The sequence below is a fragment of the Acidobacteriota bacterium genome, assembly GCA_028874215.1.
In the GTDB taxonomy this organism is placed as follows: domain Bacteria; phylum Acidobacteriota; class UBA6911; order RPQK01; family JAJDTT01; genus JAJDTT01.
Genome location: JAPPLF010000074.1, coordinates 13,476 through 35,566, shown reverse-complemented (window position 1 = coordinate 35,566; position 22,091 = coordinate 13,476). Strand labels below are relative to the sequence as shown.

Annotated in this window: 13 protein-coding genes; 6 read left to right on the top strand and 7 right to left on the bottom strand. The window is 61.9% G+C overall.

Annotated elements, in window-relative coordinates:
- Positions 1-281: 281 nt before the first annotated feature.
- The 3 genes from OXT71_14960 to OXT71_14950 all read right to left on the bottom strand — a co-directional run bounded on the left by OXT71_14960 (position 282) and on the right by OXT71_14950 (position 2,988).
- Entirely contained in the window at positions 282-1,505 is a 1,224-nt protein-coding gene (locus tag OXT71_14960; GenBank protein MDE2927693.1) for a tyrosine-type recombinase/integrase, read from the bottom strand.
- Between the two features lie 366 nt (positions 1,506-1,871).
- Positions 1,872-2,108, bottom strand: a complete 237-nt coding sequence (locus OXT71_14955; GenBank protein ID MDE2927692.1) for a hypothetical protein — start codon at positions 2,106-2,108, stop codon at positions 1,872-1,874.
- 112 nt (positions 2,109-2,220) lie between these two features.
- On the bottom strand, positions 2,221-2,988 hold the full coding sequence (locus OXT71_14950; GenBank protein MDE2927691.1) for a tetratricopeptide repeat protein: 768 nt from the start codon (positions 2,986-2,988) through the stop codon (positions 2,221-2,223).
- 428 nt (positions 2,989-3,416) lie between these two features.
- On the opposite strand from OXT71_14950, the gene OXT71_14945 reads away from it, so the two are divergent.
- On the top strand, positions 3,417-5,771 hold the full coding sequence (locus OXT71_14945) for an ATP-binding protein (protein MDE2927690.1): 2,355 nt from the start codon (positions 3,417-3,419) through the stop codon (positions 5,769-5,771).
- Here the strand turns inward: OXT71_14945 and OXT71_14940 are convergent.
- Complete coding sequence (locus OXT71_14940; protein ID MDE2927689.1) at positions 5,722-6,033, bottom strand: hypothetical protein; 312 nt, start codon at positions 6,031-6,033, stop codon at positions 5,722-5,724. The genes OXT71_14945 and OXT71_14940 overlap by 50 nt on opposite strands.
- Before the next feature lie 247 nt (positions 6,034-6,280).
- Between OXT71_14940 and OXT71_14935 the strand changes: the two genes are divergently transcribed.
- Positions 6,281-8,638 (top strand): ATP-binding protein, encoded by a 2,358-nt coding sequence (locus OXT71_14935; protein MDE2927688.1) that lies wholly within the window; start codon positions 6,281-6,283, stop codon positions 8,636-8,638.
- A 121-nt stretch (positions 8,639-8,759) separates the two neighbouring features.
- Here the strand turns inward: OXT71_14935 and OXT71_14930 are convergent, their stop codons facing one another.
- The 3 genes from OXT71_14930 to OXT71_14920 are packed head-to-tail and all read right to left on the bottom strand — an operon-like array spanning position 8,760 to position 11,566.
- Positions 8,760-9,956 (bottom strand): hypothetical protein, encoded by a 1,197-nt coding sequence (locus tag OXT71_14930; protein ID MDE2927687.1) that lies wholly within the window; start codon positions 9,954-9,956, stop codon positions 8,760-8,762.
- A 28-nt stretch (positions 9,957-9,984) separates the two neighbouring features.
- Positions 9,985-10,413 (bottom strand): hypothetical protein, encoded by a 429-nt coding sequence (locus OXT71_14925; GenBank protein ID MDE2927686.1) that lies wholly within the window; start codon positions 10,411-10,413, stop codon positions 9,985-9,987.
- A gap of 34 nt (positions 10,414-10,447) precedes the next feature.
- Complete coding sequence (locus tag OXT71_14920) at positions 10,448-11,566, bottom strand: serine hydrolase (GenBank protein MDE2927685.1); 1,119 nt, start codon at positions 11,564-11,566, stop codon at positions 10,448-10,450.
- Positions 11,567-12,222: 656 nt separating this feature from the next.
- Here OXT71_14920 and OXT71_14915 point away from each other — a divergent pair.
- From OXT71_14915 to OXT71_14900, 4 genes are all read left to right on the top strand, one after another.
- The gene (locus OXT71_14915; protein MDE2927684.1) at positions 12,223-13,338 is read left to right on the top strand and encodes a carboxypeptidase-like regulatory domain-containing protein; all 1,116 of its coding nucleotides are present in this window, start codon (positions 12,223-12,225) and stop codon (positions 13,336-13,338) included.
- A 229-nt stretch (positions 13,339-13,567) separates the two neighbouring features.
- Positions 13,568-16,966 (top strand): PSD1 and planctomycete cytochrome C domain-containing protein, encoded by a 3,399-nt coding sequence (locus OXT71_14910; protein MDE2927683.1) that lies wholly within the window; start codon positions 13,568-13,570, stop codon positions 16,964-16,966.
- 173 nt (positions 16,967-17,139) lie between these two features.
- Entirely contained in the window at positions 17,140-18,609 is a 1,470-nt protein-coding gene (locus tag OXT71_14905; GenBank protein MDE2927682.1) for a DUF1501 domain-containing protein, read from the top strand.
- A gap of 41 nt (positions 18,610-18,650) precedes the next feature.
- Complete coding sequence (locus OXT71_14900; GenBank protein MDE2927681.1) at positions 18,651-22,070, top strand: PSD1 and planctomycete cytochrome C domain-containing protein; 3,420 nt, start codon at positions 18,651-18,653, stop codon at positions 22,068-22,070.
- The last annotated feature ends 21 nt before the right edge of the window (positions 22,071-22,091 follow it).

The window sequence follows — 22,091 nt, the reverse complement described above, 5'->3', positions numbered from 1 at the left end:
GGGGTCGCTCACTTCTTCATTGATCCCTGCGGGAAGGCCTCTGCGAAGATGGGGACGGGAGAATTCCAGTCTGTCGTGAGAGAATGCCCCGCATGGGAGAGGACAACGTCCAACGGCCTATCCCGAACCCTTGGCCCGGTTTCACCAAGCCAACACAGGCGAAATGGCGGGCTTGTTTTTTCGGGAATTCTCGAAGACTGCGCCTGAGTGGGTTTCAGGCGGCGAATCGGCGGGCTATGGCTTCGCGCAGGCTTTCAAGCTGGCGCTCGACGCACGGCGGATCAACGGAGCCATCCGGCCGCTGGGTTTCGACTCTCGCCAGCCAGGTAGTCCGCCCAGTCGTCCATGAGCCGCCGCCGGCGCTCGAACAGGTCCGTGCGCCGGTACGCCGCCTCCACCTTGTTCTTCACCACATGCGCCAGCGCCGCCTCCGCCACCTCGCGCGGATGATCCGTCTCCTCCGCTGCCCAGTCCCGGAAACTCGACCGGAAGCCGTGCGGCACCGCCGCGATCCTCAACCTCCGGAGCAGCTCCGCCATCGCCGTGTTCCCGACTGGCTTGCCGCGCACGCTCGGAAACACGAACGGGCCAACGCCACCGCCCGCCCGCGTCTCCTTGAGGATCTCCAACGCACGACGACTGAGCGGGACCCGGTGCTCCCGATTCCCCTTCGTGCGTCGCGCCGGAATGGTCCACACTCCCTCTTCCCGGTCGATCTCCGTCCACGCGGCCCTGCGGACCTCGCCGGAGCGTGTCGCCGTCAGCACCAGGAACTCGAAGGCCAGCTTCAACACCGACCGTGCGTTGGACCCCTGCACCGACTCAAGTGCAGCTGCCACCTCGCGGTGGGGCAACGCCCGCATGTGACGCACCACCTTCCCCTGAGCACCGAGCACCGGGCCGATCCGGTCGCAGGGGTTGTCGGGCCGAAGATCCATCGCCACGGCCCACTCCAGGACCGCGCGGATGCGCTGGCGCAGCTTGCGGGCGGTGGAGGCCTTCTCGTGCCAGATCGGAGCGAGGATGCCGATCAGGTCGGCGCTCGTCACCTCCGCAATCGGCATCTTCCCGATATGAGGCAGGACGTGGCGCTCCAGGCTTCCCAGCCAGAGCTGCGCATGCCGGGGGGAGCGCCAGCCCGGACGCAGCTGCTTCCAGACCGTCCGGGTGGCGTCCGCGAAGGTGGGCATCGACTTGGACTCCCGCTTCCCGGCCCGGGGGTCGCCCCCCTCGCGGGCCAGCTTCCGGTTGGCGAACGCCTTCTCGCGCGCTTCCTTGAGCGAGACGAGGGGGAATCCACCGAGTCCGAGTTCGGCTCGGCGGCCACGGATGGTGAGACGTTGAATCCAGCCCCGGCTGCCCGTGGGCCGAACGTCGAGATAAAGGCCCTGGCCGTCGCAGTAGCGTCCGGCCTGATTCACGTTGCGGACAAAGACCGGGGTCAGGGCGTTGAGGGGATGCCGACCGCGCGGCTTGCGTTTCGGAGGACGTTTCACAAGAGTCATACCCACCACTATACCCCCACAATATCGTGGATGCAAGGGGACGAAGCGGATCGTTATGGGACACCGGAGAACGTCCGAAAACCTGATAAGTCAATGAAAAACAGACACTTATGTACAGTACTGGACATAAATAGACGACATGGCTAGCCCGTACAATGCAGCCCGCCGGGATGCAGGGACGGTCGAATGCCGTGACGACTTTTACCACGGGCTGTTATGCAACCGGATCGACCACTTTGAGAAACGGGAATTTCCTGAAGTCCCGATCATGAGTGTAGATGGCACGGACGCCATGTACTCTTGCCAGCGTTGCCACATGTCCGTCCGGCACCAAGTTGCCACGCGCAACGATTCCAATGGTGTAGTCTAAGATGCGCCGGCAGCGATGATCGCGTAGACAGCCTCCTTCTCGGTCAAGTCTACGCGTGCGCGCATCGATTTGCTCTTCCAGTCAAGTTCAGAATCGGTTTGGCCAGCGTAGCGCGCGCGGAGCCCTTCGGCCAAGAATCCGGTGACCAGTTCGTCCAATGTACCCCCTTCCTTTGTCTGAATGCTCTTCAACTCTTTCAAAATCGACGTCGGAATGTTGATGGCGATCCGCATGGTGCCAGGCGAAAATCTTACACGCTTCAAATTTCAGGAGTCCGACTCTACGAGCACGTACGCTGTCGTCTACGAGCACGTACGCTGTCGGGCACTGCACCTCTGCCGGCCCTCAGAGCTTTTTCAACAGCTTGCGGACCTGAGACGGGGTGTCCAGGTGCGGGACCGATTTCGCGTTCTCGAGAAAACGTTCGAGCAGTTTCCGCGCTCTCGGATACAGGGATGAGCGCTTCGCTTCGATCCACGATTTGGCCGCAGTCAGCCAAAGTTTGCGGTTGTCGGGATCCCGTTCGAACGCGGCGTCGAAGAGTTCGTCGCTCTCCCCATGCTGGCGACGCGTGGAGAGGAAAGCGGCGTGCTCAGCCAAGAATTCGGTGTTGTCCGGAGCAAGTTTGCGGGCCAAGGCATACTGCGCGGCTGCATTCTTGAAGTCCTTGTCATGTTTGTAGCAGCGGGCCCAGGCGATGGCGCCTCGCGCCTTTTCAAGCTGTTTGATCCGATCGGCCAACTTCCGGGCTTCTGCCTTATTTCCGCCCACGATGCCGGGAGCTTCGAAATGGAAGTTCTGCAGGGCTTCCAAAGCATCAAGATTCGAACCGTCGAGTTGCACGGCGCGTTCGAACTGCACCTTGACTTTCTTCGCCAGGCCCATCGCCCGGAAGCGTCCGAAACCCGTCATACTTTCGGCCCTTCGCCCCATGGCGAGCCCCAGCCAGAAATGGAATTTCGAGCTGCCGGGATTCTTGCGCACGGCTTGCTCCAGCGATTTTTGGGCGCGCTTGTAGTCCTCATTGCCGAAATGCCGGCGCCCTTCCTCCCAGTCCTCCTGTCCGGGCACGCCAACAGCAAGGGCCGCGACGCAAAACAGCGCAAATGCCATACTTCCTCTAGTCATCAACGTCGCTCCCATTCCTGTGCGCATTGGTATTTTGAATCCCTGATCCGTAGTGCCCGTTTTTCCTGAAGCTCCAGAATAATAGGGAAAGTCCAGGTCCGGATCATGTTGACGATGCGTGCCGGTTCTTTGTACTGCGTCTCATTGCAGCTTGGCAGCGCCATGTCCAGGTTCCCCCTACTCTGAATCCAACGGCCACCCACCCCGCTAATTCCACGCTCGCGAGAACGCGACTGCGTGAACTGTTGGTGAACGAGCAGGTCCGGATCATGAATTCTGAATTATTGTCGCATGCCACTACTCCACTAACGATGCCTGACGAGTTCACAATGTTCCCAACCGGTGTTCTCCGCGGTGCGACGGTTGACGAAGTTCAGGTGAGTCCCGTTTCGAGATCTGGCGAGGATGGGAAAATGACAAGTCCTGACGAGTTGAGACGAGAGAACAAAATACTGCGGGAAAGGATCTCCAGACTAGGTTCGGCGATCCTGCGCATCAACTCAAGCCTCGACGTCAACACCGTCCTTCGGGAGGTCCTGGAGAGCGCCCGCGCTCTGACCCGTGCCGGCAACGGCGTGATTGTGACCATCGATGACTCGGGACAGGTGCAGGACTGTGTCATTTCCGGCCTCAACCCTGACCAGCAGCAACTGCTTGAGAACTCCCCCGACGGAGTGCATATCTTCGAACACTTCCGGGACCTCCCGGAGGCATTACGACTACGAGACTTGCCCGGCTATGTCCGGTCGCTGGGTTATTCGGCAAATCTTGCAATGGGGAAGACCTTTCAATGCACCCCGATGCGTCATCGGGGTGTGTATGTGGGCACTTTCTTTCTAAGCGATAAGGAAGGGGGCCGGGAGTTCACGAGCGAGGACGAAGAGGTTCTGGTGATGTTCGGATCTCAGGCGGCGACCGCGATTGCGAACGCCCGTGCGTTCCGAAACGAGCAACGGGCCCGCGCCGATCTGGAGGCCCTGGTCGACATCTCGCCCGTCGGGGTGGTGGTCTTCGATGCCAAGACCGGCAAGCCGGTCTCATACAACCGGGAGATGAAGCGGATCGTCCAAGGCTTGGTCACGCCGGGCCACCCCGTGGAGGAACTACTTGAGACAGTGACTCTGAGCCGCCCGGACGGATGGGAAATCTCGCTGGAAGAGCTTTCTGTGGCGCAAGCACTGAGCAACGCTTCTGCAATACGCGCCGAGGAAACCGTCATCCAAGTCCCCGACGGCCGGAGTATCACGACACTGATGAACGCGACGCCGATCCAGTCCGAGGACGGGACGAACGAGTCCGTGGTCATCACAGTGCAGGACTTGGCGCCGATTGAGAAACTGGAGCGATTACGAACCGAGTTCCTGGGAATGGTGGGCCACGAGTTGAGGGCTCCGCTGACTTCCATCAAGGGATCGGCCAACTCCGCCCTAGCCCCGGCGACTCCAGATCCGGCCATCGTTCAGCAGTTCCTCCGCATCATCGACCAGCAGGCCGACCACATGAACGACCTGCTCAACGACCTGCTGGATGCGGGGCGCATCGAGACGGGCACGTTGTCGGTGATCCCCGTTCCTACAGATGTAGCCAGCCTGGTGGACCAAGCCAGGAACACGTTTTTGACCGGAGGCGGCAAGCATCCCATCCAAATCGACCTGCCTCCTGACCTGCCTTGGGTCATGGCCGACCGGAAGCGTATCGTCCAAGTCTTGAACAACCTCTTCTCCAACGCGGCCAAGCACTCTCCCCAGTCCTTTCCTATTCGGGTCGCTGCGGAATGGAAGGACTTCCATGTAGCGATCTCGGTATCGGACGAAGGCAAGGGGGTGCCCCCGGAAATGCTGCCGTACCTGTTCCGCAAGTACACGCGTGTCGGTGGCAGCGACCGCGGAATCGGAGGTACCGGGCTGGGATTGGCCATCTGCAAGGGACTGGTGGAAGCTCAGGGGGGGCGCATCCGGGCGGAAAGCGGCGGGGAGGGTCTGGGTGCGCGCCTTACATTCACACTTCCCCTGGCCGAAGAGACCGGAACCGGCGGTGCGACCGATTTCGCGCGGAGTCTATCTCGTTTGCCTCGGGAGGAAAGAGGAAAAACACATATCCTGGTGATTGACGATGATCCGCAGACGCTCCGGTACGTTCGGGACTCTCTCGTAACGGCCGGTTACCATCTGCTCATGACGGGCGACCCGGAAGAGGTCCCTCACCTCGTCACGACGGAGCAGCCCCGGCTGGTCCTGATGGACCTGATGCTCCCTGGAACCGACGGATTCGAGTTGATGGAACGCATCCCCGAGATGGCCCGTGTGCCGGTCATCTTCATCTCCGGCTACGGAAGGGACGAAATGATCGCCAAAGCCCTGGAGATGGGAGCCGCCGACTACATCGTCAAGCCCTTCTCTCCAACAGAGCTGGTGGCAAGAGTCCATGCGGCCCTGCGACGCCGCGGCGAGCCGCCCAGATCCTTCCAATTGGGCGAGTTGGCCATCCACTACGAGGATCGCCGGGTGACCTTGTCAGGCCGACCGGTACGTCTGACGGCCATTGAATACGAGTTGCTCCGAACGCTGTCGGTCAATGCGGGCCGGACAATAACGTATGGGTCACTGTTACGGCAGGTGTGGGGCCGGCGGGACACCAGCGACTCCCGGACGGTCCGGACCTTCGTGAGGAAGCTCCGACAAAAGTTTGGCGACGATGCGGCCAGCCCAACCTACATCTTCACCGAGCGTCAAGTCGGTTACCGCATGGCACGGCAGAGTGACGCGTAAACGCCGTCATTGGCGTGTTCATGGTCTCCCGGCCCTCTGGAGGATCCGGATGGAACTCGGGCAGCTCCGGATTGTGGTCCCTTCCCAAGACAATGACCTCTTGTATCGTGCCCCAGGCCCGCTCGGGGTCTCCATCGAGGACGGCCTGCTTCACCTGCAACAGGTAACAGTCGCCGAGAATCTCGGAAGGCAGTTGGGCTTCCACCGGCGTGGCTGCCGACAACCGGATATGGATGTGAGCGATCAGGAATATCGTACGCACAAACACGCCCCTTCCTGAAAAACTCCCACAAGAGACCAAACGCAAGACCGGAATCCAGTACCGCAACGACCCGGTGAAAATAGAGCGAAAATTAAGGTTAGTTCTGTGAAATTACGGTTAACTGGCACTCGGCTAACCTATAATCTGGGGCGCCGACTTCAGTACATTCGACACTGAGTTTTTCGATTTGGCGATGTTCGGCGGAACCGAATCGAGTCTCCCTCCAATATCCGGTGAGGATGAACCATTGGCCAGTCCCGACGATCTGAGACGACGAATCGAAGTACTTCGGGAACGAAACTCCAGACTGAGTTCGGCTATCCTGCGCATCAGCTCAAGCCTCGATGTCAACACCGTTCTGCATGAGGTCGTGGAAAGCGCCCGCGTCCTCACCCGTGCTCGTTACGGTGTGATTATTACCATCGACAACTCGGGACAAGTTCAGGACTACGTCACGTCCGGCTACACTTCCGACGAGCAGCAACAGATTGAGAATTGGGCCGACGGATTGCGGCTTTTCGAACACTTCCAGAACATTCCGGAAACATTGCGATTACGTGACCTTCCCGGCTATGTCCGGTCGCTCGGGTTTTCGCCGGACCGGTCGCTGCCAACCACATTGCAATGCACGCCGATGCGTCACCGGGGCGTGCACATGGGCACTTTCTTTCTCAGCCAGAAGGAAGAGGGACGGGAGTTCACGAGTGAGGACGAGGAGATGCTGGTGATGTTCGGCGCCCAGGCGGCGACGGCAATCGCCAATGCCCGTACGCACCGGGACGAGCAGCGGGCGCGGGCCGACTTGGAAGCACTGGTCGACACCTCGCCGGTGGGTGTTGCGGTCTTTAATGCCAGGACCGGCAAGCCAGTGTTGTTCAATCGCGAGACGAAGCGGCTTGTGGATCTTCTCCTACCACCGGGCCATCCCCCAGAGCGCTTGCTGGAGATCGTCACCTGTCGGCGCGCCGACGGGCAAGAGGTTTCTCTGGAAAAGCATCCACTGACGCAGACGCTGAGTACGGCCACGACGGTGCGCGCCGAGGAGATGGTTCTCCAGGTTCCCGACGGGCGCAGTGTCACAACGTTGGTGAACGTTACCCCGATCCGATCCCGGGACGGCATTATCGAATCCGTTGTCGTCACCCTGCAGGATCTAGCGCCGATCCAGGAACTGGAGCGTTTGCGGTCCGAGTTCCTGGGTATGGTGACGCACGAGTTGCGGGCTCCGTTGACGTCCATCAAGGGATCGGCCGCCACTGCGGTACATGCCTCCGGAGCCGTGGATCCGGCCGTAGTTCAGCAGTTCCTCCGTATCATCGAGCAGCAGGCCGATCATATGAACGACCTGCTAAACGACCTGCTCGATGCCGGGCGCATCGAGACGGGCACGATGTCGGTGAACCCCGTTCCCACAGAGGTAGCCAGCTTGGTGGATCAGGCCAGGACCACCTTTTTGAGTGGAGGCGGCAAGCACGGCATCCACATTGACCTGCCTCCCGACCTGCCTTGGGTGATGGCTGACCGGCAACGCATCGTCCAAGTCTTGAACAACCTCTTCTCCAACGCGGCCAAGCACTCTCCCCAGTCCTTCCCAATACGCGTCGACGCGGAACGGAACGACCTGTTCGTAGCGATCTCGATAACGGATAAAGGCAAGGGCGTGCCACAGGAACTGCTGCCGCACCTGTTTAGCAAGTACACGCGCGTCGGCGGCAGCGAACGCGGGATCGGAGGATCCGGGCTGGGACTGGCCATCTGCAAGGCACTGGTGGAAGCCCACGGGGGGCGCATCCGAGCGGAGAGTGGCGGAGGAGACCTGGGCGCGTGCTTTACCTTCACTATTCCGGTGGCCGAGGAAACCAGAACCGCTGCCGCGGCAGGATTCGACCTCAATTCTCCCCGCTCAGCCCCGGAGGGATTGGGACAATCGCAAATCCTGGTGGTGGACGACGATCCGCAGACGCTCCGCTACGTTCGGGATGCCCTGGTGACGGAAGGTTACTCCCCACTCATGACGGGAGACCCGGATCGGGTGGATCACCTCGTCACCACGGAGCAGCCCCGCTTGGTCCTGATGGATCTGATGCTCCCGGGAACCGATGGAATTGAATTGATGAAACGCATCCCTGAGATGGCGCGTCTGCCGGTTATCTTCATTTCCGGCTACGGAAGGGACGAGCTGATCGCCAAAGCCTTCGAGATGGGAGCAGCCGATTACATCGTCAAGCCCTTCTCTCAAACAGAGTTGTTGGCGAGAGTCCGGGCAGCTTTACGCCGCCGCGGCGAGGCGCCAAAGACCTTCCAATTGGGGGAGTTGGCCATTCACTATGAGGACCGCCAGGTGACCCTGTCAGGCCAGCCGGTGCGGATGACCGCCATAGAATACAAGTTGCTCCGAACGCTGTCGGTCAACGCAGGCCGGACAGTAACGTATCAGTCACTGTTACGGCAGGTGTGGGGCCGGCGGGACACCAGCGACTCCCGGACGCTGCGCGCGTTCGTGAGAAAGCTCCGCCAGAAGCTGGGCGATGACGCGGCCAACCCGACCTACATTTTCAACGAGCGCCAGGTCGGCTACCGCATGGCCCGGCAAGCCGATCAGTAAGGGCTGTACGTGGCATGTTTGTGGTCTCCCGAATCTCCGGACGATAGAGCATGGCTTGGGAGGTCAAATACGAATCTCCCTACATTTCGCGGTACTAAGCTAAACAAATTAATCGAGTTCTCTACTTATTTTTCCGCAATTTATTATAGGAGACGCGATTTCCTATATCATAAACATTTCTATAACAGTCACATTTCGTATTTTTAAATATGGATTCTTGTCTGTTTAAATGGGCCCATTCGAGCCGTTCCAATCGGCGGCAAGAATGCCGCCGCCCCATGCCGGCGTGGGGCTGGAACCAGAAGACATACAGGTCCGCTTCGCGCATGTGGAAACGCAGCCGTACAGCCCGGCCTTGCAACGAATCCAGTTGGAAGGACCGGTCCCAGCGGATCATCTGACGGATCCCGTCGGTGCGAATCGGAACGCAGTCTTCAGCGGAATAGCCGGCAGGAACCCGTCCCTCCGAGTCCAGGAACCCGGCTCTCAACTCACCCCGAACATCGGCGTTCACGAACAAGGACCCTCCCGGCAAGCGAAAGGTCTTCGTCGTTACCCTCCCAGGACTTCCAGTCGCCGACAGGGATAGGAAACCGTCCAGTCGAAGCGTCGCCAAACCGATGGCTCTCTGCATCCGATTCCCTGCTTCGATCCAACCTTGCTGCACCCGCTCCGTTGCCTCCCGCCGGTAAGGATGATTCCAAGCTCCGTAGTAGATCCAGATCAGCCCGTCACGGACGATGGGCGTGTTCAGGGAGACCATGGCAGAGTCCCACGTCCCGGGTGCCCCGAGAGGGAACGCAACCGTCACCGGAAAGATTTGTTGCCACTCGAGGCCGTCCCGGCTGGCCGCCAGCTCGAAATGCGTTTCCCGGCCTTTCCAGACCCAGAGCCAAGCGACGTAGTAGTGCTCGTAAATCAACGCCGCAAAACCCTTGAAGTCCAGGCCTTCCCGCTCAGGAGCCAACACCAGCTCCGGCTTGGACCACCGAAGAAAGTCGTCACTCGTAGAACGGAAGATGGAGATCTGCGATTCATCAGGCGAGGCTCCGGGCGGATACATCCGAATATAGACGACATATTCGCCCGCAGCCGGGTCCCAGCCCAACACGTTGGTCCCGTTGCCGCCCGGCCGCCAGGGCCGGCCGTCCACATTGTGTCGCCAGTGAATTCCGTCCGGGGACGTGGCCTTGGCGATTCCCGCCAACTCTCGATAGCCGGTCCGCGGCCAATCGCCGATGACATCCGTGTAGAGCATCTTGATACGGTGTCGAGGATCCGGATCCCGCGGATCGCGGATGACGTTGGGCCGGCGCATCCAATGCCATCCCCAGGGAAGAATGCTGTTACTGCGGGAACCCTCCCAATCCACCAAGCTCAGATCGGGTTTGGTCCATTGGACGCCGTTGTCGCAAAAAGCCGTAGCAGACCTTGTATCTCAGACCGCTGGGAGCGGACCCATCGAAGGTCGGGGAGAGGTACCACATCTTGAACTGCCGTTCGTCATCGTCATAAAGGACGCCGCGGCCATTCAGGTAGACGGTCCATGTCTCCCAGGGCATGCCTCCGACGATCAGCGGATTTCCCGGCCAGCGCTGCGGTTCCTTGAGGACCCGAGAGATGTGTTTGGTGGAGTCGATGACCCGGTCGTCCAGAAAAGGTTGCTTCTGCCAGCCAACCGTGACCTGCGGTTCCTCAGGAGGCGCCGCGGGCAGCCATGCCGGGGCCGCCAGCGCGGCAATCAGGACCGCCGACACAGCATTTGATCCCATCATGCCCCAGCTAAGGTTCTGTGCGCGCCAATCGTGATTACGATGCCGGCGTCCCCTCGCTCAGCTGCCGGGCCAATCCGACAAATGCTTTCTCCGCTTCCTCGATCGCGCCATCGTTGGTCGCAAACGCCAGAACCGTGTTCCTGGCGGGCAGCAGCATCAGCAAGGCGTACCAGAGCGTGTTGCTGCCGTTGTGCCAGATCAACGGTCCTCCCGCCCATTCCCGCTGGTATCGGACCCAACCGTGTGCGTAGTCCTCGAGAAAAGGCGTATGCAGGCGTTCCCAGTTCTCCTGAGGAAGGATGGAGGTTGCAGTCCCGTTTGCTCCCTCGAGGTGGATGGAGCCGTAACACGCCAAATCCCGGATGCTCAGATGCACCCCTCCGGCCGGCGCCATAACGGGTGTATTGTCGGCGGGCCATTCGAAGGGATCGAGGGCGTACCGCAACCACAGCAACTTCATATGTCCGAGCGGTTCCTGGTTCGGCTCGTCCCCCTTCGGCGGGCCGAATCCCGCGCTGTTCAGTTCCAGGGGGAGGAACACCTTCTGCCTCATCAGGGATTCGTAAGGCTTACCGGCGATGGTCTCCGCGATATGGCCGACGATGGTGTAACCGACATTGGAATAGGAGTAGCGCTCTCCGCAGGGGGATTCCGGTTCCTCGGCCAGAATCTCGGCGATGAATTGGCGTCTCGCGGCGACGAGTTCTTCCGCGGTGCCGGGCCACACCTTCAGAACCTTCATCGGAAAGTTGGCGGGCGCGCCGGCGGTGTGGGTCAACAGGTGCTTCAGCGTGCAGGGACGCCAGCCGCCGGCCATTTCGATTTCGGGCATCAATTCGGGCAGAGCCATGTCGATGGACAGCTTGCCTTCGTGTTCCATTACCGCGATCAATGTCGCCGTCATCGACTTGGCTATCGAGCCGGCGTGCCAGCGGTCGTTTACGGTCACCGGAATTCCCGAGCCTCGACGGCGTTCACCGTCGACGGCCACTCCCCTGAACCGGCCAGCGGTCATCACGGCGGCTGCGACGCCGGTGAGACCCGTGTCCGAACGAAGCTGCCGCAAGCTGGTCTCCAGAACGGTTTGGAAATCTCCGGCGGACCAGTCGACCCTGACTGCCTCCGAACTGGAGCATGCGGTCATCAAAGTCATGATGGCGGTCGTGAGTCCGATTGTTGCCGACAGGCAGCGGCGGCGGATTCCCATAGATCCCTATGAACAGGTATTCTAGACGGAAATCCAACGCTGGTTCTCCGGTTATGAGAAAGCCATTCCGGCCTCGGTTCATCCTCATCGCGATCAGCATCCTGGTTCTGATTTTCTGCCTGTGGGTCATTTGGGACGGACCACGGGACGAGTCCTCAAATGCGGTCAAGCTCACTCCGCAGGCAACTCGTGACGATGGAGACCGGGATTCCGGCTCAGTGCGCAATATAGATTCAGAGCGAGCGCAGGTCAGGCTCGAAGGTTCGAGATCGGCAGTTCCGGACGAATCCGTTCCAAACCAAGGCAGGACTCCGCAATCTGTTGGCCCGGAGAAACGACGCGCAGCGCAATCGACCATCACCGGCATCGTCGTAAACAGCGAGGATGGCACTGCAATACAAGACGCACGCATCACAGTATCTCCGGTTGGAAGCGGGAATGTGCGGACCGAAGCCGTCAGCGGTCACGATGGCAGGTTCCAGATGACCGTCCACCGTGCAGGGCGGTACACGCTCCGTGCCGAGGCAGACGGTTACCGGCGTTACACCACCAGACGGCTGCTCGTTACTCCTGCTGAGGGAGACCTGTACCAAGAGATCCTGATGACACCTCACGTGGAACTTCGGGGCAGAGTCGTAGACCATCGCTCCCGAGGGATCGCTGGAGCGACCGTCTGGCTCCAAGAAGAAACCCCAGGGCGATTCACCAAGAAGTCAATGGTCCGGAGTGACCAATCAGGCCGATTCCTGATGTCCAAACCGCCTGTTTCCGGAACTTTCTTCGCCGAGGCGGCGCATCCTGAGTATGAACTTGCTGCTCGCGTTCCTGTGACCTTGCCCCAGGATGAGGAGGTGGTCATTACGATGCATCGAGTGCCGGATGCGCAATTGGGCTCCGTATCCGGTCACGTGTGGGACGCGGACGGAAATCCCATTCACGGAGCGACCGTCGGTCTCAGCGACTTCGAGCCAAATAGTCAACTTCCCCACCGTCTTGGAGAGTCGTCGACCGACCTGACGGGAGAATTCTTCTTTTCCAGAGTGCGTTGGGGTAAATATCGGATTTCCGCTGAAGCTGATGGATTTGCTTCCGGCATTGGAGCCAAGACCCTGACGGTTGAGCCAGGCAGGAACAATGAAGTCGATTTGATCCTGGTCGGGCAATCGACGGTCCAAGGCGTCGTTCTCAACGATGAGGGTCTGTCTGTGGCTGCCGCACAGGTCTTCGTCAGGTTCGAACAGGGTACAGGACTCGGTGCTCTTACCTCATCGGACGGCACTTTCAAGTTTCCAGACGTTCCTCCGGGAAAACACCGGATACTGGTCGCTCACCGCGAGTATGTTACCCATGAATCCTCCTTCGTTGCTCCTGCGAGTCAACTCGTCACGATTTCGCTGCAGCCCGGACTTTCGTTGTCCGGTTACGTCATGAACCAGGATAATGAACCGGTACGAGAATTCTCTCTTCGATTGTCTCCAGCCGGTCGCCAACACGAGGACCACCCCTTCCTATTCGATCCAATGTCCGCAGATGTCTCCCCAACGGACGGGCATTTCCGCGTCAGCGGACTGGAGGCTCAGACATATATTCTCTCTTTAAGTCTGCCGAACGCGGAAAGCATGGGAACTCGTCTCGAACTCCTGGAATCGACAAGCGTCACCATCGTCCTCAACCCGGCAGATTCGAACTCACCAATTCAGATCCGCAAGTCCTGGTAGACATCGGGGGCTACGGAACGGCAACCCCTCACTCGGAAGAAGGCACCAAACACACAAGGGGTGCCCCTAAATCCCCGGTTCTTCCGAACCCCGGGGAAATGGGGGAAGTCCTCGTCCCTGGATTCCTTGCCCTGGGCCGTCCGCCGTCGCTACACTTTCCGTCAGAGATGGAAGACCTACGGAGACGAAATCGGCTTCAGCCATGAAGATTCTTCCGGCGATCATAAGCATGGGTACCACGCTCTTGCTCTGCCTGACTGCTGCTCTGGCCTCCCCTTCTGATCCCGCCTCGCTGGAATTCTTCGAAAAAGAGATCCGTCCCCTGTTGGCCAACCACTGCTACGAATGCCACAGTGCCGATACTGCGACACCTTTCGCCGGTCTGCGGCTCGACCGGCGCGACGACCTGATCAAGGGGGGCGTTTCGGGACCGGCCATCGTTGCAGGCAGACCGGACGAGAGCCCCTTGATCCACCGGGTCCAGGGCCGGCCGGCCCTGATGCCTCCCACCGGAGCGCTTTCGGATGCACAGATCCAGTCGCTCATCGAATGGGTCAGGATGGGAGCCCCCTGGACCGATCCCGCGACGGCCTCGGCGGATTCGGGTGAAGGATTCCACCTGGAAGCCCGAAAACGCAGCCACTGGGCCTGGCAGCCGGTTCGCTCCGTCTCCCCGCCGGCGGTGACCGACTCGAATTGGCCGTTGCACGCCATGGACCGGTTCATCCTGGCCAGACTGGAGCAGGAAAGTCTGGAACCGGCGCCGGCCGCGGACCGGTACACTCTGATCCGGCGCCTTTCCTACGATCTGAGGGGACTCCCACCCCTCCCCGGAGAGGTCCGCGCCTTCGTCGCCGATCCCTCTCCACGAGCCTACGAGGAATTGGTGGACGACTACCTGGACTCACCTCACTTCGGGGAACACTGGGCCCGCCACTGGATGGACCTGGTCCGCTACAGCGAGTCCCACGGCAGCGAAGGCGACCCGGACACACCCTACGCCTGGCGTTACCGCGACTACCTGATACGGGCCCTGAACGCCGACATCCCCTACGACCAGTTGATTCGGGAACATCTGGCAGGAGACCTGCTTCCCTCCCCCAGGATGAACCCGGCCCTGGGCATCAACGAATCCCTCCTGGGCACGGCTCACCTCCGCATGGTGGAGCACGGGTTCCAGCCGGTGGACCCGCTGGAAGACCGAATCAAGTGGACGGACAACCAGGTCGACGTCCTTTCCAAGGCGTTTCAGGGCCTCACCATCTCGTGCGCGCGCTGCCACGACCACAAGTTCGACGCCATCAGCCAGGAGGACTATTACGCCATTTACGGCGTGCTCTACGGAGCCCGGCCGACCCAGCGGGCCATTGACGACCCGGAGCGTCTCGATCGGGGCCGCAGCGAGCTGACCGGCCTGAAGGAAGAGATCCGCCAGGAGCTGGCCGGCGCCTGGATCCGGGAGGCATCCGCCCTGAGCTCCAAGCTGTTGGAAACACCCCGTGAAGCCTTCGCCGACCCACCGGACTCTCCGTGCAAGCCTGGCTCGCCACCGGGCTCGCCCGATGATCCGGCGGCCCCGGAGACCGCGGCAGCTCCTGTCGAGACGGACGAGACGAAGGGCGCCGGAACCGCGGAGTCGGCTGCCGGCCAGGCGTTGCATAAGGCATTGGAGGAAGCCCGCTGCGAACCTGGAAGTCCGCTGGCGTCCTGGGTCCGCCTGGCGGGCAAGGAGGGCGCCGGATTCCGCCAGGAATGGGCCGCTTTGAGAGAGGAGTGGGACACCAGGATCCGCAGCGGAGAAACCTTCAATCGGGAACACTTCCAGGTCCGGTGGGATCTGTCCGGCCCCGACTATGGCGAGTGGATCGGACACGGCGCCGGACTTCCCGCGGAACCGTCCCGGCCAGGCGAGTTCTCGGTGGCCGCCGACGGCAAACGGGTCCTCAACGGAATCTATCCCGGGGGGGTCTACACCCATCTCGTTTCAGACAAGCACAACGGGGTGATCCAGTCGCCCCGCTTTACCATCGACACCAATTTCATCAGTCTCAGCGTCCTCGGGTCGGACTACAGCTTCGCCCAGTTGATCGTGGAGAACTATGCGGTTCCTCGAGGCCTCATCTTCCATATGCGGCACGTCCCCAAAACGGACCGCATGGAATGGGTTCAATGGGACGTGGCGTACTGGAAGGGATTCACCGCGTACATCGAGCTGGCCACCCGGGACGATGTCACGAAGATCTACTTCGACTCCAAGAAGTTCAAAACCCAGCCGGAAGAGCGGACGGATGGGCGTTCCGCCATCGGAGCCAGCCGTATCCTGTTCCACGAGACGAAGGAGACGCCCAGAGAAACGCGTCCTCCCCTGCTCTATCTGCTCCGTGGCACGGCGCCCCGCTCACCCGAAGATCTGGCCCGGCGAACGGGCCGCCGCCTGGTGGAGGCCATCGAAGCCTGGAGGGACGGCGGAGCATCCGAGCTTCAGGCCGCGTATCTGGACGCGTTCGTTCGAGCGGATCTTTTGCCCCGTTCCCGGGAACGGCTCCCGTCCGTGGACGCGCTCCTGACCCAGTACCGTGAATTCGAAGCCCAAGTGCCGGTTCCCCGGCGCGCTCCCTCCGTTCTTGAAGAGGCGGCGCCGGATCATCCATTCCTGGTCCGCGGGGACCAGGACGCTCGCGGCGCACCCGTGCCCCGGCGATACCTGGCGGCTTTGGAGAGCGTTCCCTACGCCGACCCCGGCCGGGTGCGCCTGGGACTGGCCCGGGACCTTGCCTCACGCGACAACCCGCTGACGGCCCGGGTGATGGTCAACCGCATCTGGCGGTACCTGTTCGGATACGGAATCGTCCGCACCACGGACAACTTCGGAAAGTTGGGCGACCCGCCCACTCATCCGGAACTCCTGGACCATCTGGCCGCCCGGTTCGTGGAGGAGGGGTATTCCATCAAAAGCATGGTGCGCCGGCTGGCCACGTCCCGGACCTACCGCATGAGCAGCGGGGCATCCGCCCATTCCCTCAGGGAGGATCCGGCCAATCGGCTCCACCAGCACGCCAACCTGAGACGACTGGACGCCGGGGAGATCCGCGACGCCATGCTGCGCGTCTCCGGAAGCCTGGATCCGAAGCCGTACGGACCCTCCATTCCCGTCTACCATGAGATCGGGAAGCTCAAGAGCAAGGGGTTCGTGCCGCCCGGGCCCTTGGATGGCGCCGGGAGACGCAGCATCTACCAGGAGATCAGGCGCAACGCCTACAACCCCTTTCTGGAGGCGTTCGGCCTGCCCAAGCCTGCCAGCACTCTAGGGACACGGGACCAGACCAACGTCCCGGCTCAATCCCTGACGCTGCTCAACAGCCCCTTCGCCTGGCACCAGGCGGAGGCGTGGGGCAAGCACCTGGCCGCCGGGGAGGGCAACACGGCCACCTCCCGCATCCACCACATGTTCTTCAAGGCCCTGGGCCGGGAACCCTCCGCTCTCGAGGCGGCCCGAGCCGAGGAGTATCTCTCCTCGCTGATCGCCGAGCGGAAGACGCGCAAGCATCTGATCCTCACCGACCAGCGGATCTGGACCGACCTCGCCCATGCCCTCTTCAACTTGAAGAATTTCATTTATGTCCAGTAGGAACTCCCCCACCGGCCCATGCCCGGCAATTCCCCGGTAGAAAAAGGATGGGAGCGGAGCGGCGGTTTCCTAACCGCCGGACTCCCCGTAACAGAGCGGCGACAAAGACCGGGCGATTGGAAATCGCCCCTCCTTCCGGTCCTCGACCGGCGGACGGTTCCGCAGTAGACTGGATGGTGATGTCGACGCTGACGCCCGGCCGGACACCCCGATTCCAACCCCGTTTCTCCCGCCGCGAGATGCTGCGCCAGACCTCCACGGGATTCGGGATGCTGGCCCTCTCGGCCCTCATGGCCGATCCGGCTTACGCGGGCCTGGTCCCCGCCCAACCCGAGAATCCGCTGGCCCCCAAACCAGGTCACCACAAACCCCGGGTTCGGAACGTCATCTTCTGCTACCTGTCAGGAGGGCTTTCCCACGTCGACTCCTTCGATCCCAAGCCCCGCCTGGACAAGGAAGCCGGCGAGCCGATGCCGTTCAAGACCGAACGGACCATGTTCAACATGGACGGCAACATCATGCCCAGCCCCTGGAAGTTCAAACGCTACGGGAGCAGCGGGATCCCCGTCAGCGACCTCTTTCCACACATCGGCAGCGTGGCCGACGAGTTGACGGTGATCCGTTCCATGACCGCCAAGTTCATGGCCCACGCCCAGGCCAATTTCTACTTCCACTCCGGGACGCCCTTTGCCGGATTCCCCAGCATGGGCGCCTGGATCAGCTACGGCCTGGGCAGCGAGAACCGGAACCTGCCCGGATTCGTGGTGCTGGGCAGCGGCGGCATCCCCCTCGGTGGAATCAGCATTTTCGGCAACGGTTTCCTGTCGGCCGTCCACCAGGGTTCGTTCATCTTTCCCGAACGCCAGGATCCTCTCGGCAACATCCGTCCCCGGGAATCCGGCCCCCTCCAGCGGCGAAAGCTCTCCTTCATCAACGACCTGGACCGGGAATTCCTGGCGGGTACCACCGGACACTCCCAAGTCGAAGCCGCCATCCGCAACTACGAGACCGCTTACCGGATGCAGAGCTCGGTGCCCGAGCTGGTGGACCTGGGCGGAGAGACTCCCGCCACCCGTAAGCTGTATGGCATCGATTCCGCGAATCCGGCCAAAGCAGCCTACGCCCGCCAGTGCCTGGTGGCCCGGCGGCTGGTGGAACGCGGCGTGCGTTTCGTGGAGCTCACCATGGTCCGGGGCGACGGTCAGGGGGGCATGAGCAACCCGTGGGACCAGCACGCCAAGCTGGTTCACGGGCACGGCTCCAACGCCCTGGCAGTGGACCAGCCGATAGCGGCGTTGGTCAAGGACCTCAAGGCCAGGGGCCTGCTGGACGAGACCCTCGTCATTTTCTCGGGCGAGTTCGGCCGGACGCCCTTCGTCCAGGGCAAGGACGGGCGGGACCACAACCCCTTCGGATTCAGCCTGTGGCTGGCCGGCGGCGGCCTCAAGAAGGGTTTCATCTACGGCGCCACCGACGAGTACGGCTACCGGGTGGTGGAGAACCGGCAGACCATCCACGATCTCCACGCCACCATCCTCCACCTCATGGGTTTCGATCACGAGGCGCTCAGCTACCGCTTCGGAGGCCGGGACTTCCGTCTCACCGACGTCCACGGCCACGTGATCCAGGGTATTTTGGCCTGATAGGAGGGGGAACATTCTTGTCCCCCATTTCGGCGTCAGCCATGAAGAGCCTATTGCCAAACTTGAGTTTAGGTTCCGCATTCTTCGTCTGCCTGACTGCCGCTCCGGCCGCACCTACGGATCCCGCCTCCCTGGAATTCTTCGAAAAAGAAATCCGTCCCCTGCTGGCCAACCACTGCTACGAATGCCACAGCGCCGAGACCGCGACGCCATTTGCCGGGTTGCGCCTGGACCGGCGCGAAGACCTGATCAAGGGAGGCGTTTCGGGACCGGCCGTCGTTGCAGGCAAACCGGAGGAGAGCTCCTTGATCCAACGCATCCAGGGCCGGCCCGCGCTGATGCCGCCCACCGGCGCCCTGTCGGATGCCCAGATCCAGTCGCTCATCGAATGGGTGAAGATGGGAGCCCCTTGGCCCGATATTGAACAAGCTTCCGAGGCGCCGGCCGACGGCTTCGACCTGGAAGCCCGCAAGCGCAGCCACTGGGCCTGGCAACCGGTCCGGTCCGTCCCGCCACCTGCGGTGGCCGACACCGATTGGCCGCGTCAGCCCATGGACCGGTTCATCCTGGCCCGGCTGGAGCAGGAGGGGTTGGAACCGGCGACGGCGGCGGACCGATACACACTCATCCGGCGCCTTTCCTACGATCTGCGTGGACTTCCACCCCTCCCTGGAGAGGTCCGGGCCTTCGTCTCCGATCCCTCTCCACGGACCTACGTAAACCTGGTGGACGACTTCCTGGACTCGCCCCACTTCGGAGAGCACTGGGCCCGTCACTGGATGGACGTGATCCGCTATGCCGAATCCCACGGAAGTCAGGGCGACCCCAAGGCGCCATACGCCTGGCGTTACCGCGACTACCTGATTCGGGCCCTGAACGCAGACGTCCCTTACGACCAGTTGATCCGGGAACACCTGGCCGGCGACCTGCTCCCCTCGCCCCGGATGAACCCGGCCCTGGGGATCAACGAGTCCCTCCTGGCCACGGCTCACTTCCGCATGGTGGAGCACGGGTTCCAGCCGGTGGACCCGCTGGGAGACCGCATCAAGTGGACCGACAACCAGGTCGACGTCGTTTCCAAGGCATTTCAGGGGCTCACCATCTCGTGCGCGCGTTGCCACGACCACAAGTTCGACGCCATCAGCCAAGATGACTACTACGCCCTGTACGGCGTGCTCTATGGAGCCCGGCCGACCCAACGGGCCATTGACGACCCGGAGCGCCTGGATTGGGGCCGGGGCCAGCTCTCGGAGTTGAAGGAGGAAATCCGGCTGAAGCTGGCTGAAATCTGGATCCAGGAAGCTTCGGCGCTAACCTCCACGCTGTTGGAAGCGCCGCAGGAAGCCTTCAATAAATCAGGCGACTCTCCCTGCGAAACTGAAACTTCACCGGAATCTGCCGCTGATCCGGCGGCCCCGGAGGCCGAGGCGGCTCCGGTCGAAACAGACGGGGACAAGGCTGCCGAAGTCCCGGTCGCCGAGCAGGCGTTGAACCGCGCACTGAAGGAGACACGGTGCGAACCGGGCAGCCCCCTGGCGGCGTGGATTCGCCTGGCCGGCAAGAATGGAGCCGAATTTCGTCAGGAGTGGGGCGCCTTGAAGGAGGAATGGGACAACCGGGTCCGCACCGGCAGAGGCTTCAACCGGGAACAGTTTCAGGTTCGCTGGGATCTGTCCGGCCCCGGTTACGGGGAGTGGATCGGCCACGGAACCGGACTTCCTCCCGAACCGTCCCCTCCGGGCGAGTTCTCCGTGGCCGCCGAAGGGAAACGGATCCTCAGCGGCATCTATCCCGGGGGTGTCTACACCCATCTCCTTTCGGCCAAGCACAACGGCGTGATCCAGTCGCCCCGCTTCACCATCGACAGCAATTTCATCAGCCTCAGCGTCCTCGGATCGGACTTCAGCTTCGCCCAGCTGATCGTGGAGAACTACGCCGCCCCCCGAGGCGGCATCTACCACATGCGGCACGTCCTTAAAACGGACCGGATGGAATGGGTCCAATGGGACGTGGCCTATTGGAAAGGATTCTCCGCCTATATCGAGCTGGCCACCCGGGACGACGTCACACTCGTCAGATACGACTCCGCCGAGACCAGAACCAAGGCGGAGAAGCTCACCGACGGCCGTTCCGCCATCGGCGCCAGCCGGATCCTGTTTCACAAGACCAAGGAGACGCCCAGAGAGACGCGCCCGCCGCTTCTCTACCTGCTCCGCGGCCTGCCACCCCGTTCGCCCGCCGATCTGGCCGAGCGCTTGGGCCGCCGCCTGGTGGAGGCCGTCGAAGCCTGGCGGGACGGCGGCGCCTCCGAGTCGCAGGCCGCGTATCTGGACGCGTTCGTCCGCGCCGACCTGCTGTCCCGGTCCCTGGACCGGCTCCCCTCCCTGGGTTCCCTCTTGGCCCAATATCGGGAAGTCGAGTCCAAGGTGCCGGTTCCCCGGCGCGCCCCTTCCATCCTGGACGAAGCGGCGCCGGACCATCCCTTCCTGGTCCGCGGGGACCAGGATGCTCACGGTGAACGGGTGCCCAGGCGTTACCTTACGGCCCTGGATAGCCTTCCCTACCCCGATCCGGAGCGTGTCCGCCTGGGCTTGGCCCGGGACCTCACCGCCTCCGACAACCCTCTGACATCCAGGGTGATGGTGAACCGGATCTGGCGCTACCTGTTCGGATACGGCCTGGTGCGCACCACGGACAACTTCGGCAAGTTGGGCGAGCCGCCCACACATCCCAAACTCCTGGATCACCTGGCCCATCGATTCATGCAGGAGGGATCTTCCATCAAGAGCATGGTTCGCCGGCTGGTCACCTCCCGGACCTACCGCATGAGCAGCCAGGGTTCCGCGAAGGCGCTCCGAAAGGACCCTGCCAACCGGCTCCACCAGCATGCCAACCTGAGACGGCTTGAAGCCGAGGAGATCCGCGACGCCATGCTGCGCATCTCCGGAAGTCTCGACCCAACGCTGTACGGACCCTCGATACCGATCCAACGCAAAACCGAGAAGGACAAGAGCACCGGACTCGGGCCGTCGGGCTCCCCTGACGGGTCCGAGAGGCGCAGCATCTACCAGGAGATTCGGCGAAACGCCTACAACTCTTTTCTGGAGACCTTCGGGCAACCCAAACCTGCCAGCACCCGGGGCCAACGGGATCAGACCAACGACCCGGCCCAATCCCTGACCCTGCTCAACAGTCCCTTCGCCTGGCACCAGGCCGAGTCCTGGGGAAAGCATCTGGCGGGCGGTGAGAGCATCACCGTCTCGTCCCGCATCCACCACATGTTCTTCAAGGCCCTGGGCCGGGAACCCACCGCCCAGGAGGCTTCCCACCTCGAAGGGTATCTCGACACGGTCATCGAGCAGCGGAAGACGCGGCAGCATCTGGTTCTCACGGACCGAGGAGTCTGGGCCGATCTTGCCCACGTCATCTTCAACCTGAAGAGCTTCATCTATCTCCAGTAGGGGACGCTCGACGGAAAAGCG

What these genes read in the sequence shown, in the direction of transcription:
- OXT71_14960 (MDE2927693.1), bottom strand. Translation starts at nt 1,505, where the DNA reads ATGACTCTTGTGAAACGTCCTCCGAAACGCAAGCCGCGCGGTCGGCAT.
- OXT71_14955 (MDE2927692.1), bottom strand. Translation starts at nt 2,108, where the DNA reads ATGCGGATCGCCATCAACATTCCGACGTCGATTTTGAAAGAGTTGAAG.
- OXT71_14950 (MDE2927691.1), bottom strand. Translation starts at nt 2,988, where the DNA reads ATGGCATTTGCGCTGTTTTGCGTCGCGGCCCTTGCTGTTGGCGTGCCC.
- OXT71_14945 (MDE2927690.1), top strand. Translation starts at nt 3,417, where the DNA reads ATGACAAGTCCTGACGAGTTGAGACGAGAGAACAAAATACTGCGGGAA.
- OXT71_14930 (MDE2927687.1), bottom strand. Translation starts at nt 9,956, where the DNA reads ATGCGCCGGCCCAACGTCATCCGCGATCCGCGGGATCCGGATCCTCGA.
- OXT71_14925 (MDE2927686.1), bottom strand. Translation starts at nt 10,413, where the DNA reads ATGATGGGATCAAATGCTGTGTCGGCGGTCCTGATTGCCGCGCTGGCG.
- OXT71_14920 (MDE2927685.1), bottom strand. Translation starts at nt 11,566, where the DNA reads ATGACTTTGATGACCGCATGCTCCAGTTCGGAGGCAGTCAGGGTCGAC.
- OXT71_14915 (MDE2927684.1), top strand. Translation starts at nt 12,223, where the DNA reads ATGACACCTCACGTGGAACTTCGGGGCAGAGTCGTAGACCATCGCTCC.
- OXT71_14910 (MDE2927683.1), top strand. Translation starts at nt 13,568, where the DNA reads ATGGGTACCACGCTCTTGCTCTGCCTGACTGCTGCTCTGGCCTCCCCT.
- OXT71_14905 (MDE2927682.1), top strand. Translation starts at nt 17,140, where the DNA reads ATGGTGATGTCGACGCTGACGCCCGGCCGGACACCCCGATTCCAACCC.
- OXT71_14900 (MDE2927681.1), top strand. Translation starts at nt 18,651, where the DNA reads ATGAAGAGCCTATTGCCAAACTTGAGTTTAGGTTCCGCATTCTTCGTC.